This window comes from Vallitalea sediminicola (genome assembly GCF_054408565.1).
In genome coordinates, this window is the sequence record NZ_BTPT01000019.1 from 91,876 (window position 1) to 106,335 (window position 14,460).

A 14,460-nucleotide genomic window follows, 5' to 3' on the forward strand; every position below is an offset into this window, starting at 1 on the left:
TGCTACACCTCCTCTTCCATTATTTTGTTCAATGGAATTCCCGACATAAGTAGCCCAAACTTTTTATTAGTATCTGAAGGTTTTAATATTCCAGCTAGTTTTCCTTCACTAATAATAGCTATCCTATCAGATATACTTCTTATTTCTGCTAATTCTGAGGAAGTCATTATAATTGTCATACCAAGTTCCTCATTAAGCCTCAATAATAAATCTAACACTAATTTTTTAGCTCCAATATCTATCCCTCTTGTTGGCTCTGAAACAAACAGAACATCTGGTTCTTGTGTAAGAGCTCTGGCTATACACACTTTTTGTTGATTACCACCACTTAATCTTCCAACGTGTTGTCTACTACTTGTACATCTAATATCCAAATCCTTAATTTTTTTCATTGAATATTTCTTTATCTTTGTCCAATTCTTGAGCTTAAAAAATACTAGATCAATTAAAAATTGTTCCTTTATATTAAGCGCAGTAAAAACCATGTTTAGTTCAATGGATTCATCAAGAATCAATCCAACATTTTTTCTATTCTCTGATACAAATGCAAAACCAGTCTCTAATGCATTTCTAGTATCATTAAGCAATAATTCCTTCCCATTGTATAATACTTTTCCACTTGATGGATACAGACCCATTATACCGTTAGCTATTCCAATCTTACCTTGACCTGCAAGTCCACCTATTCCTAATATTTCACCTCTATGTATCTGCAAATCAATACCTTTTACCTGCTCACCAGGCATATCAACATATAAATTCTTGATATCAAAAATAACTTCCCCCGCAGTATTTTTGATTCCTTGTTTGTTTTGTATATTTATCTTTCTTCCAACCATTAGTTCAGCTAATTCTCCAACATCAGTTTCACTTGCTTTTTTATTACTAACTCTAATTCCATCACGTAGAATAGTCACATTATCTGCTATCTCTATAACCTCATCAAGTCTATGTGTAATAAAAAGAATGGCAATACCAGAATCTGCTATTTTTCTCATTGCTCTTAATAAATTCTTAGCCTCACTCTCTGCTAATACAGCAGTAGGCTCATCAAAAACAAGAAGTTTTACATTTTGCTTATCAATTTCTCTAGCAATTTCTATAAATTGCATATGTCCTACAGGTAGACCTGCTACTTTTATCCATTCATCAATGTTGATTTCAAGTGTATCTAATGCTTTCCTAGCATCTCTATTCATCTTATTGAAATCAATAGATTTTAACTTTTCTCCTAAAACACGACTAATAACATTATTTTTCAATATTTCTCTATTCAATTTGATGTTTTCAGTAATAGTAAATTCTGGTATCAACATAAATTCTTGATGTACCATACCAATTCCTAATTTCATTGCTTCTTTTGGAGATTTGACATTTACTTTTTCTCCTTCAAAATAGACTTCTCCTTCAAACCCACCTGTGTTATGAATTATACCCATTCCAAAAAGTATGTTCATCAAAGTAGATTTACCAGCACCATTTTCTCCTAATAGGCAATGAATTTCTCCTGGTTTCACTTTTAGTTCTATATCCTTTAGAACTTGATTCCCTGAATAACTTTTATTAATATTTTTCATTTCAAGTAAATAATTATATTCCATGAATTTCCTCCTATATCTTTTGCAGTTAATTTAAAAAGAAGAAGCCATCTTATAATATAGCCCAGACCCTTACAACTAAGAGCCTGGGAAGCTAAGTAGATTTTTCTATAGATCTATGAAGTCTATAAGGACTAAGAAATAATTATCAAATTCTTTACCATTTTCTTCTAATAATGTTATGTTGATATCAATGTCATCACCATATTCACTGGTGTATTCTACAAAACATTCTTTTATTTTATCGTCATTAACTTTCTCTTTGAATTTACCTTCAATCCATTGGGAAGCGTACTCTGCTCCAGCTTGAACAAACATCATGTTAACTGGAACAGGCCAAGTAGACATTCTACCAGTCATATCGTTTTCAGCATTGATTCTTCTTATCTCATCTATTACATAACTAGCATCACCTTTTTTATCATCTGGAATTTCTATTTCTAGAGCAGAAGGGAATCCGTGATAAGGTGATGGACAACAAGGTTGAGGATAGATTCCATGTTCTTGGAATACTGATTTTATTAATGGTGGCTGCATAGCACAGTTAGTCGAGAAGAAAGCGGTATCTTCACCATATTGTTGAATTTTTTTAGGTACATCTTCAAGAATGAACTGTTGTGCACCTGAAGGACCTGCATCTCCTGTTGGGTCTGGAGCAGTAGCATCAACAAATTTAATACCATACTTTTCACAATTTTCTTTGAAAAGATCTCTTCTTGCAGCAAGTAAAGCATAAGACATATGTCTTGGGAATGAGTAATGTACAAATGTTTTAGCTCCTTGTTTATTACTCTGATCAATAACAGCTGTACCCATTCCAAGTTCATCCATCTGGAAACAAACGTCTGCTCTATCTGCAATCATATTAGGGTCTTCGCCTGATGTACCAACAATAATTAATAAATCATCTCTTGTTTCCATTACTTTATCAATTGCTGCTGATGTACCTGGAACACCTTGACAAATTATTAGGGCTTTAACATCTGGATCAGCCGCAATACCAGCAATATTAGCTATAACTGTTTCTTGTTCATCCATAAATTTTTCTGGATAAGTTTGAAGAATTACTTTATCTTCTCCATATCTTTCTTGGAAAACTTCTTTTGTTTTTTGTGCTGCTCTGTATTCTTCTTCATTCTGAGATACAGTTCCAGTAACAATCCCTATCTTCCAATCACTTGCAGTTTTTTTACCACATCCTGCAAATAATGATACACTAAGGGCTAATACAAGAAAAATTGAAAACAATCTTTTTAACTGTTTCATTAAAATACCTCCCACAATTTTATTTAATAAATGGTTTACTTATAAATATAGTATTGAAACAAACTCTAGTAATAAGTTGTCTAAAATCTACTTAAAAAAATAAAGTCGATTAATGTACCTTGTGTATCTTATTATTACTATAATATATTTTACAGGACATAGTATTATGTATGTTTTTAACAAAAAAAATAGGTTACTGATAATTATTTTTATACATAATAAAAAACTCCTTAATTAATTATTTTAATTAAAGAGTTCTCTCGTTATTATTTATATTATTTTAGTTTTCCATAAACACTATAAGTTCCTTTTTCAGCCATATCGTCTGATGCATTACTATTGTTGACAATAATATTACAATACCATAAACCTTCTGGTACATTGACATCCACAGAATCCTCGTAATTATTTCCGCTTTTTGTATATAAGATATCATTACCCTTATCAATAATCTGAATTGTAATATTCCCTTCTTCTACAGATGCGCTACATTCAAATTTTAATATAGAATCTTTTTTGACATTGAAAGGTATAAATATGCAGTCTGAATACTTCCCAAAATCCACAGTTTCTTGGAACGCCGATTTTGATGTATTCTCTCGGTTCATTAAATTATATACGAAAACAAATGATATACATATAACTGCTAGTACTAATAATAATTTTGTATCTCTTTTCATAGGCTTTCCTCCTACTATAATTTGGTATAATCTATTATTTACTTACTTCACCATAGCTTCCATAGGATATATTTTGTATGTCCTAAGTTTAATTAAAACATATTTTACGATTATGACAAACAAACAAAGTCCAGCCATATATAAGATGACTCCAGTATCCATAGAATATACATTCATTTCATATCCTAAAAAACTAGTTGCACTGCTATTCAATCCATTCAAAATCAAGGATACTAATAAAATGGAAATAAGGAATACTCCTCCTACGACTATAGATAATCCTCCCACAAAAATTTTATTGATATATCTATTGGATAGTCCAAGTGCTTTTAACAAACCTATTTTTTTGGATAAACCTTTCATAAGATATGATATCAATAAGAAAACTATGATAATGTTGCTAACAAGCATCATAATAATATTTATTATTATATTTCTATGTTTATTATTATTAGATTTAAAATTGGATGCTGTACTTCCCACATTATATTCTCCTATCATATTAGTAAATTCAGATATAGTATCTTTATAGGTATTAATGCTATCGTTATTCTTGAAATACACCAAAACTTCATTTTCTGTAACTTCTGTATCATTTAACTCTTCATATGTATCTATAGAAAGCATGATAGAAGATTTGAATTGCTCTACATTATCATCTAATATACCAACTACTCTATACTGAGCAGGTTCTACATCGGCTATATCTTTATCAAGTGTAATACTTAAATTAACCAAATCACCTATACCTAGATTATATTCCTTCGCTGAATATGGACCAATAACTACTTCTTTTTCACCACTTTTGGGCAGTCTTCCCTTAGCAACACTGTTCTTTAATTCTTGTTGAAAGAATTCATCTTCAACACCGGTAACTACATAATATATACTTTGAAAAGTAAGACGGTCATCTATATAATATAGATTTCTTGTAATGGTTTTATATACGCTCATATCATTTCCATATAGTTCTTTCAATGCATCTGATAATCCATCTACATCATGATATAACCAATAATGAAAGACTCCATCTTGACTGGATTTACCTTTAAGGTTGATATCAGGTGTTAGCACTGATTTAGTCTGCTGTTTAATTATTTGATATTGTACTCCTCCATAGGTTAGAAGCAGAACAAGAACAACAAAAAATATTATTAAAAATCTTTTTTTCTCAAAATAAATATCCATAAAAATCTTTTTGCCCATATTTTTTCCCTCCCTACAGATTGATTACATAATCAGCACAATCATCAAAAAACTCGTCATGACTTGCTACTATTACAATCTTATTTTTGTTATGACAGTAACCATCAATAAATTCTACAATATTGCTAGCATTATCTTTGTCGAGATTAGATACAGGTTCATCACATATTAGAATGGAAGGATTTTTGAGTATAGCACGTGCAATACCTACTCTTTGTTGTTCTCCTCCAGAAAGTTCATATGGATAATGGTTAATTCTATCTTCTAATCCAAGTAATTTAATTATATCTTTTGCTTTATTATATATTTTTTCTTTATTAATCTTGTTTTTCAACACGTCTGCAATAACTACATTGTCTATTACCGTGAGATTATCAAAAAGATTGTAATCTTGAAATACAATGCCTATCTCTTTTCTACGCAGATTACATTTCTCTTCTTGTTTTAGATCACTTACTATAATATTATTAAAACTAATTTTGCCACTATCTTCTTTTTGTAAGAAAGCCAGCAAAGTCAGTAAAGTGGTCTTCCCTTTTCCCGATTCTCCTTTAATTAAATATAAGTTTCCTGACTGGAATTCATAATTAAAATCATTAATAACATTAATCCGTCTCTTCTTCTTAACAAACTGTTTAGATAAATGTTCTACTTTTATCATATCAATAGCTCCTTTACTTTTTTATGATAACAAATTTCATTTTACCTGTCTCATAATTAACAGCATTCAAAGTATACGTCTTTTCATGTTTAAAGGCTGTTTGATCAATAATATTACTAATCATTTCATTATTTAATAGATATTTGGTTGTTGATGTAATGTACCTCTTTGTTTTATCATCTATATTGGTTTCACTGTAAACATTAACTATTGATCTATCCTCAAGTATTTTTTCATTAATTATTGCATACCCTTTTTTATCTTTGTCAAATAAGAATGTTGGTCTTTTTTCTCCTGATTCAACTTCTTTTGGACAATCCAAATAATTGAATACGAATACTCCTCCATCTCTTAGATTGTTGTAAACATTATTGAATAATTTTATTCTTGTCTCATCATCTTCCAATAAACATATAGTAATCCTCGCTAAAATAATAATATCATATTTGGATGATGAAACATGTCTAAGCATGTCATCACATACAAGAGTAGGGTTTACATCCAACTCAGAACATTTATCTTCTAATATCTCTAACATATCTTGTGATATATCCAAGCCAGTAGCGTCATATCCTCTTTTCAATAGTTCCACTAGAATTCTACCACTGCCACATGCAAATTCCATAATATGATTACCATATTCACTTGCAAGCTTCTCATATAAGGGTACATCAAATATATCATTTACATTATCATCATAGAATTTGGCAAAATGTCCTGAATATATTTCTTCTTCATATACATTAGGCAAACCCATCTCTTTTATTTCTTTGCAGAATCCAAAGTATTCCAATTATATTCACCTCTTCACCAGCATATTGTTTTTTTCCAATTTCAGTATTATATCTATAAAATGTTCATCACTAAACAAAATATCATCTTTTAATCCCATTAAATACTTGGCTGTATCTTGTTCATCTTTTGTACAATAAATGATGGTATTCTCTTCTAAGTTATAGATAATGGATAAATAGTCATATTCAAATATCACAACCTCATCCTTGAATAAATATGAATCTCCTGTATTATAATCTTTGCATATAGTGAATCTTATCTTATCTTCACCTTCAACATTAAATAGATTAAAGGTGTAATAGTAATACAATATATTTTCCATTCTTAGATAATACCAAAGCCCTAGATTACATTTAACATGTTCGCAGAACATTTTACGGTTCAAAAAATGTGGTAAAAATGTACATTTAGAACATTTACTAAAAAATTTACAGTTACTGCACTCATCACTACTGTTTAGTTCCATTTGTTTTGATAAGTTCTCTACCAATTGACTGGAGGTATCAGTAGTTGAACCTGCATGTCCACGATTAATACAGAGATGAACCTTTTCATCTGATAAAGTTACTCTATTAAACTGATTTAAGGTACAGATTCCACTGAACATACATGCATTATGAATAATACCGTTCTTAATATCATTTATTGTGAAGTAACCTTTTCTCATAATTTCTGTAGCTTTGTTTTCTAGTTCTATCAAATCTTGTAGACTATTTAAACTTCTTGTTGTGATACTAAGGTTTTTACTATCGTATAAATTATCTATTTGTATATTTGTAACATTGTCTTTGGTTCTAGTACTGATTATTGATGGTATATACTTATCTGACTTATAGAAAGTTTCTAAGGTATCATCATATTCCTTAATGCAATATTTCATATTTTTTCTATCATCACAGAAAAGATATTCCTTACTCAATGAAAGCTTCTCGTTATTACGAATAATTCTTCCATTGATATTAATATTATTATCAATGAAATCCTCATAGCCATTGACATCATCTTTTACAAATACATTATCAAACCTGCTATATCTATTATTAAAAGGTATCCCTGAATAATAATATAGGATATCCTTGACTCTTTTGCTCTTACTTGTTGACTGCTCAATATAAATATCATTAAGTATATTTTTCTGTTTCAACAGATTATAGATTGTACCCATATCATAATTATGATAATAAGTTCTGTAAGGTAATACTGTGGATGATATATCCTTGTGGGTATCATATAATTTACTATTTTCAAATATCCTGCTACCGGGAAAACTTGTCATGAAGCATACGCTTATATTGTCCATCTTTTTATCTTTAACGTATTCTATAGTTTGAAATGCATCTTCTAATTTTTCAAAAGGCAATCCAAAGTTAATACTTATATATGGATTAATTCCTACCTCCTCACATTTTTTATAAGACTTTCTTACCTTTTCAATGAATTGTAATGAATTCTCACCTACCACCTTACCAAGCTTAGACATAACTTGGTTGGATGCTGTTTCAAGACCAATCACTATATTTCTAAAATCCGCTTCACTCATTAAATCAATTAATTCTTCTGATAATAAATCTGCTCTTGTACAACACCAATATGTATATTTTATTTTGTTTTTAATTATCTCTTTGCATAATTCTTTGGTTCTATTGTTGCTTATGGAAAAGCAATCATCATAAAAATTGATTTTCAGATTATTATTGACAAAAAATTTTTTAATATATTTCAATTCATCGATAATACCTTCAATGCTATGGGTTAAATACCTATTCTTGCTATAAGAACAAAAAGCACAATTACCATAACATCCTCTCGATGTAATCAATCCTACGTTCTCCACTTCTTCTATCGGAACAGAACCACTGCTATAAGGGAATCCAATATCATCTAATGTATAATCATAATATCTAATACCTTTATTTACAATATCAATTCCTTTTCTGTATATAATATTGTCTACATCATCTAAACTACAGCTGTTGATAAGATTATAAATGGTTATTGGATCTTCTTGTAAAACGCATATATCAACCATGACTTCATCAAGAAGGTTGTGACCAATGAAGTTACTTACAGGTCCAAAAGTAATTATTTTATTATCTTTTCTACAGGCTTTCAATCTATTGACGATGACTTTTGAAATATAATAGTTGTATTCATTAATATAAAATATGTATGTATCTGTTTTATAATTGAACAAGTCATCCATAAGATCATGGTAATTATTAATATCTTTGTTTATATATTGAATAACTTTAACATCATTCTTCTTTAAATAAGAAGAAACATATGCAGAATCCAGCTGATATTCTGCTCCTGTTACATAACCATTGACTACATTCATATAGATCAATACTGCATCCAACATCTCTACAAAACCCCAATCAAAATACTATACTACTAAATACTTGCTCAAGAATACTTACTAATTCATCTACTTGTTCTTCATTCATAATCAACATAGGCAATAATGTCAACCCTGACTCAGCATGAGATACTATTAAACCTTTCTTCAATAATTCATATTTCAATATCCCTATCTGTTGTATGGAAAGATGACTATTATTCTTCTTTCCTTTTATAAGCTCTATTTGTAGAAGACACCCTTTGCCCCAAATATTATTAACATTTTTATGATTGATAATATTTTTACTTAGCTTATCCATTATGTATGAATTAATATGTTTCACATTCTCTCCAATATTAAGTCTTGAATACTCTTCTATGGCAGCTATACACGCCGCACATGATACTAGGTTACCTCCTTGAGTAGTACCATGATATAATAATTTATCAGACTCATTATATACTGAATATAACTTCTCATTGAACATGACTGCACCCAAAGGAAGATACCCATTGTTAATCCCCTTAGCCATACATATGATATCCGGTTCAATATTAAGGCTATTACTGTATAATGCATCACCAGTTCTATAGAATCCTACTGTGACTTCATCTACTGTCATCAAAATATTATGTTCTGTACATAATCTCTGTATCAAGTCAATATATCTATTAGTTATAATAGATACACCATTAGAGGCTAGAATAGGTTCCATCAAAATACCAGCTATTGTATCATGATTCTTAATGATATATTTTTCTATATTCTGCAATTCATGACTTTCTCTTTCATTTTCAGATATATCTTTCTGTTCTATCTCAGGGTCAAAGAAAACTATATCATCTACTAATGGTCCATATCCTGCTATGTGTTTCCTGCTTAATCCGCTTACTCCCATACTTCCATAATGTGTACCATGATATGAATTATTAAAACTTATGATTGTCTTTTTATCATTACGTCCTCTAATACTCCAGAATTCTCTCATAGTTTTAATAGCCAATTCTATACTTTCAGAACCTGAACATGTAAAAAACACTTTCTTCATATCACATTTACTAAGGGATAATAGCTTATTAGCACAAGCAATGATTATTGGATTAGTATAATAAAAAAGTGAAGTAAAAGGTAAATCATGTAACTGTCTATTTATTGCAGATATTATTTTTTCATTACCATAACCTAAGGCGATATTCCACAAACCACTTGATGCATCAATATATTTTTTATTGTTTACATCAAATAAATAGATACCTTCACCACGAACAAAATTACGCATACTGAAATAATCTTTGTTGACTGATGAATAGGGGTGCCATACAGGGTACTTGAAGTCCATATCATGAGAAATGATATTCCTTAGATTCAAATTGTTCATCTTATGCCCCCTCTTTATCAATGATTGGTCTTGAATAGTTCCATATTATTTCAAGCATAGCATTCATATAATATTCACACAAAGGGTCTTCCCCTTCAATATTATCTTCATTACCAAGAGCACACGCTCTGCATCCTCCTCCACAAAAATATCTCATTTTACAATCTTTACATGTTGATATATTATCTACAGAATATTTTAATGATATATCTTTACCTCTTTGCATAATTTCTGCCATATCATCTTCTAATATATTTCCTAACCTATATTCTTCATGTTGAAGAGAAGGACATGGATACACATTATTGTCACTGCTGATACTTATAGTACCGCATCCTAGACTGCAATTGGTAACCTTATGTCTGTTGATGACTTTCTTAGTTTGATCTGCTGCCATTGATAGTTCAACATATCTTCTCTTCTTATCCTCTTCTAGGAAAAACTCTTCCGTCTCTCTAATATAGTGGATACGTCTATTTATTCTTTCCATATTCTTTAAGAATTCTCTAACATTATCCTCATATTCATTAGGGTCTGCTTCAATTATAGGTTTGTTATCTACCCCTCTGCCTACAGGCATTAATCTAGTAAGATGAATGCTATCTATATCATGTTCATAAGCAAATTTTGGTATTTCAGGCAAATTACTAATATTATATTTAGTAGGTGTAAATGAAATAATCAACCTTTTTATGTTTAGTTTTTTAGCTAATTGAAGGCTGTTTAACATCTTATCAAATGAGCCCACACCTCTTGTTTTTTCATGAAACTCAGCTTCGGTACCATCAACTGATACCTGTAAAGTATGTATATTAGGTAAGACTTCCTCATATATTTCATTACCTACAGTACCATTAGTTATTATTACAATATTCTTGTATTCTAGTTCATTCAACCTTTTTGTCAACGCTGGTAATCCCCCAAATAGAAATGGTTCTCCACCACTGATTAAAACTGTACTACGATAATCTTTCGGTATTTTTTCTAGAAAACCTATTACACCATCAATATCTACCTCTTCTTGCTCCACATCAGTACATGTTGAATTGGAATAACAAAATGGGCATCTTAGATTACATTTTTCTGTAACATGTATCCATACATCATTAGGATACTCTGCTGAAGCTGGTTCCAAAATAGTTTTGGAGTGACCTGATTCCAGTAATAATTCCTTATTGATAGCTTCTTTTAAGAAATCCCTGAATTGTTCTTTTAGAAAATCAGTTCCAAAGGAATATAATTTTGATATTTGTTGTATAACGTTTTGTAAGGTTTCTTTTCCATCACATCTATTCAATATTTCTTTACCCGTGGAATTGGTTCTAAGCCAATTGACATTATCGTAGTCAATAAATAAGTATTTATTATCTTTTTTCATGATTTCAAACTCATTATCCAATTTATAAATTTTATCATAATCTAAGTTCATGTTTTATATCCTCCCCTTCAACTTTTTTTCCATCTGGATATATGATAGTCTTAATTTCATCAATAGGACACCATATCTTGATATCTGATTTTGGACTGGTCTTCAATAATGCTCCCTTTTCATTTAACAGATTATTAGTAACTATTTCTCCACAAAAACTTAAGTTGGATGTAGTTCTCAAAATTATTTTATTTATCACTTTACCCACTCTCTTTTCAAACTTTCTATTTTTACAGCTCTAGCTAGATATTTAGATGATTTATAGAATATTTCTCTTTGGTCGTTAACGGTAAAACTATCCGTTTTGACGATAGGATCCAATAAAGAATATTGTTTGTATCTGTCAGCAGTTATTTCTAATCCTAGTTCGTCTTTATGCGTATGTTGCCATGTTCCTGGAAAAGGAGTGTTAAATGACAGTGCAATTTCAGCTCTATATTTTTCATACATCTCCTTTATGAATAGATATGTTTCTTCCATGGTGTCTTTGGTATCGCAGAAATGCCCTACCATGAAAGATAGACAAAGGAATATCTTTTTCTTATAAGTATAATCAATTATTTTTCTTGCTTTGGTCAGATTTATTCCTTTTCTAATGCTATCCAAGACTTCTTGACTGGCACTTTCAATCCCATATTGTATTGCTATACACTTATTTTCCGACATGAGATTGAGTAATTCTTCTGACATCACATCTATTCTTGATTCACAATGCCAATAGATGTCAGGATCGTATTCGCTCATTAATTCAGTAAATTTTTTAACTCTATTTGGAATAGCTGTGAATGTATCATCAACAATATATATTTTCATTACTTTTGTATTCAATAATGCTCGCATCATAACTATTTCCATGAATACATTTTCTATATTTCTAACCCTGTATGTAGCTCCTGATAATGTAGTTGCTGAACAATATATGCATCTACCGGGACATCCTCTGCTTGTAAATATATTTATTATTTCCTTATATTTTGATATATCTACCAAATCTCTTTTTACCAGTGGAGCTATATCCAGATCTGCACATTGTTTTCTAAGCTTATTCTTAATAATCCTTCCATTTCTTTTAAAAACTAATCCATCAATATCTTCCAGCTTTATGAGATGTTCGTTGGTTTCTAAGGCTTCAACCAATTCAAGCATGGTTGATTCTCCTTCTTTTCTAATAATATAATCAACATATTGAGATTCCATACCATCTTCTGGTACAAGTGTGGGATGAGGTCCACCTAATACAATTGGTACATTGGGATAAACTGACTTGATTTTTTCAGCGAATAGTTTTGCTAAATCAATATTTTCTGTGTACACCGAAATACCAATTAAAATTGGTTGCAGCTGTTCAATATTATCAACAACCTCTTTGAAAGTCATTCTATGATAGCATAGATCAATTATAGTTGCTAAGTAACCATTAAGTTCCAACCATGTTCCAAGTGAAATGAGACCTAAAGATGGATTATATTGTGTATCACTTGAAAAATCTTTTTGTAGATAAGTTTGAATTGGTAGATTAATCAGTAAAATATTATTCGTATTGCAACCACCCATCTATTTCATCCTCTTTCATATTAATTATGTTATTGTCAATTAATAGTTGTATTGATTTTCCAACTATTTCTTCAATGTAACGAGGTTCATCAGTATCTTTGTATTCATTGATTAATATCTTATTTATATCATCAATAGTATTTATCCCATTGATTAATTCAAGTACAAGTTTTACAGATTTATTGAGAAGTAATTTCTCGAAATTATTATTGACTACCGCATAATCCCCCTCACCCTTCCAATTGATCGTTTTAACTTCTGGTACCAAATTCTTATCCATAATATCCTCCTATCCATGAAAAATTAGTATACAAATAGTAATATCAAATTTAGAAATGTCCCATTTAAGATTACATGAAAAACAATGCATGGGATAATACTTTTAGTTCTTTCAATTATCAAGCAATTAGTTACTCCTAAAACCATGATAGCAATTAGATTATAGCTTGCTGACATGGAATAATTGCTAAACGCATTATTTACTAATGACATATGCCAAAATGTGAATATAAGTGAAGTTATGATTGTAGAATTAGTTTTACCAATAATATTTCTAAAAAAATTATATAAGAATCCTCTAAAAAACAGTTCTTCCAATAAAGCTGCCATAAAAACAAATTGAAATATATTCTGAATTAGATTGTCAGGTGATATATAATTATAAGCACCAACGATAATTCTTACTATACTAGTTATAATATTGGGTAAACATATAAGTATTATAAATAGACCTATCTTAGAATTGATCTTCCACATATTTTTAAAATATATTGGTTGTCTTATTATCATATAAACAATAGATATTATAAAATAATAAGCAAGTATATATGACGGAATTAGATTAATCCCCTTTATGACTAGTCCTTCATTAAAATACCCTAAGTCAAGTAAAATCGTAATGAGATAGCATCCTATAATACTAAAAATTATATATATGCTATCCATCCATTGAATATTATCTTTTTTAATGCATACTTTTTCATTAAATCTCATTAATAATAATATACTGATCGCTGCTATTAAGAATAGCAAACCATATGTATCAACATAAAAGAATGGAACAACATATAATATAATATATATATAATCATCTTTTGCTTTTATTAGTTTAATCGCTTTTTGTATAAGTCATCACCTCGTATTCTTGAAAACGTTCTTTACATTACTCTCAGGATAAATGATAATCCTGAGAATAATGTAATCAGCTAATATATTATGTTAATGCAATACCAACTGTAACACCTGCTCCTACAGCAGCACCACCTGCTCCAATTCCTAATGTCCAACCACATCCTGAGCTATAGCTTGAATCTACACAGTTATCACCTGATACAGGGTGACATGAATAAGCAGTTTTACAAGAATCAGTTCTATCATAAGTAGCAGGTCTAGTACTATATCCACTACCACATCCATTCAACCCCATAAACATATTTGTAGAAGCATTAGGCATTTTGATTATGTTAGGTTTTGGTAACATATTACTGCACCTCCTTCCTTACATAACTTCATAAGATTATCAAATGAATATATATGTACACTATTAAAAAGA

General features: G+C 29.9%; 14 protein-coding genes. All 14 read right to left on the minus strand.

The genetic code is table 11. The features are described 5' to 3' along the window. Positions 1-2: 2 nt before the first annotated feature. Positions 3-1,601 carry a sugar ABC transporter ATP-binding protein gene (locus ACX6CF_RS08945; RefSeq protein WP_458784982.1) on the minus strand — a complete coding sequence of 533 codons (1,599 nt, stop codon included), beginning with the start codon at positions 1,599-1,601 and terminating at the stop codon, positions 3-5. 105 nt (positions 1,602-1,706) lie between these two features. Further along, entirely contained in the window at positions 1,707-2,864 is a 1,158-nt protein-coding gene (locus ACX6CF_RS08950; RefSeq protein ID WP_458784983.1) for a DUF3798 domain-containing protein, read from the minus strand. A gap of 275 nt (positions 2,865-3,139) precedes the next feature. Then, positions 3,140-3,544: a hypothetical protein gene (locus tag ACX6CF_RS08955; protein ID WP_458784984.1), complete on the minus strand. Its 405-nt coding sequence runs from the start codon at positions 3,542-3,544 to the stop codon at positions 3,140-3,142. A gap of 42 nt (positions 3,545-3,586) precedes the next feature. Beyond that, on the minus strand, positions 3,587-4,750 hold the full coding sequence (locus ACX6CF_RS08960; protein WP_458784985.1) for an ABC transporter permease: 1,164 nt from the start codon (positions 4,748-4,750) through the stop codon (positions 3,587-3,589). Between the two features lie 13 nt (positions 4,751-4,763). After that, positions 4,764-5,411: an ATP-binding cassette domain-containing protein gene (locus ACX6CF_RS08965; protein WP_458784986.1), complete on the minus strand. Its 648-nt coding sequence runs from the start codon at positions 5,409-5,411 to the stop codon at positions 4,764-4,766. Between the two features lie 13 nt (positions 5,412-5,424). After that, entirely contained in the window at positions 5,425-6,204 is a 780-nt protein-coding gene (locus ACX6CF_RS08970; RefSeq protein WP_458784987.1) for a class I SAM-dependent DNA methyltransferase, read from the minus strand. A gap of 6 nt (positions 6,205-6,210) precedes the next feature. After that, on the minus strand, positions 6,211-8,568 hold the full coding sequence (locus ACX6CF_RS08975; RefSeq protein ID WP_458784988.1) for a B12-binding domain-containing radical SAM protein: 2,358 nt from the start codon (positions 8,566-8,568) through the stop codon (positions 6,211-6,213). Between the two features lie 16 nt (positions 8,569-8,584). Continuing rightward, entirely contained in the window at positions 8,585-9,925 is a 1,341-nt protein-coding gene (locus ACX6CF_RS08980; protein ID WP_458784989.1) for an aminotransferase family protein, read from the minus strand. 1 nt (position 9,926) lies between these two features. Beyond that, positions 9,927-11,354, minus strand: coding sequence for a PqqD family peptide modification chaperone (locus ACX6CF_RS08985; RefSeq protein WP_458784990.1), 1,428 nt, complete (start codon positions 11,352-11,354; stop codon positions 9,927-9,929). Beyond that, entirely contained in the window at positions 11,338-11,553 is a 216-nt protein-coding gene (locus ACX6CF_RS08990) for a hypothetical protein (RefSeq protein ID WP_212690973.1), read from the minus strand. Before ACX6CF_RS08990 ends, ACX6CF_RS08985 begins: the two co-directional genes overlap by 17 nt. Continuing rightward, the gene (locus ACX6CF_RS08995) at positions 11,550-12,908 is read right to left on the minus strand and encodes a B12-binding domain-containing radical SAM protein (RefSeq protein ID WP_458784991.1); all 1,359 of its coding nucleotides are present in this window, start codon (positions 12,906-12,908) and stop codon (positions 11,550-11,552) included. The genes ACX6CF_RS08990 and ACX6CF_RS08995 overlap by 4 nt, the downstream gene beginning before the upstream one ends. Then, positions 12,886-13,188: a hypothetical protein gene (locus tag ACX6CF_RS09000; protein WP_458784992.1), complete on the minus strand. Its 303-nt coding sequence runs from the start codon at positions 13,186-13,188 to the stop codon at positions 12,886-12,888. The genes ACX6CF_RS08995 and ACX6CF_RS09000 overlap by 23 nt, the downstream gene beginning before the upstream one ends. Positions 13,189-13,211: 23 nt before the next feature. After that, positions 13,212-13,901 carry a CPBP family glutamic-type intramembrane protease gene (locus ACX6CF_RS09005; RefSeq protein WP_458784993.1) on the minus strand — a complete coding sequence of 230 codons (690 nt, stop codon included), beginning with the start codon at positions 13,899-13,901 and terminating at the stop codon, positions 13,212-13,214. A 220-nt stretch (positions 13,902-14,121) separates the two neighbouring features. Continuing rightward, the gene (locus tag ACX6CF_RS09010; protein ID WP_458784994.1) at positions 14,122-14,388 is read right to left on the minus strand and encodes a hypothetical protein; all 267 of its coding nucleotides are present in this window, start codon (positions 14,386-14,388) and stop codon (positions 14,122-14,124) included. Positions 14,389-14,460: the final 72 nt, after the last annotated feature.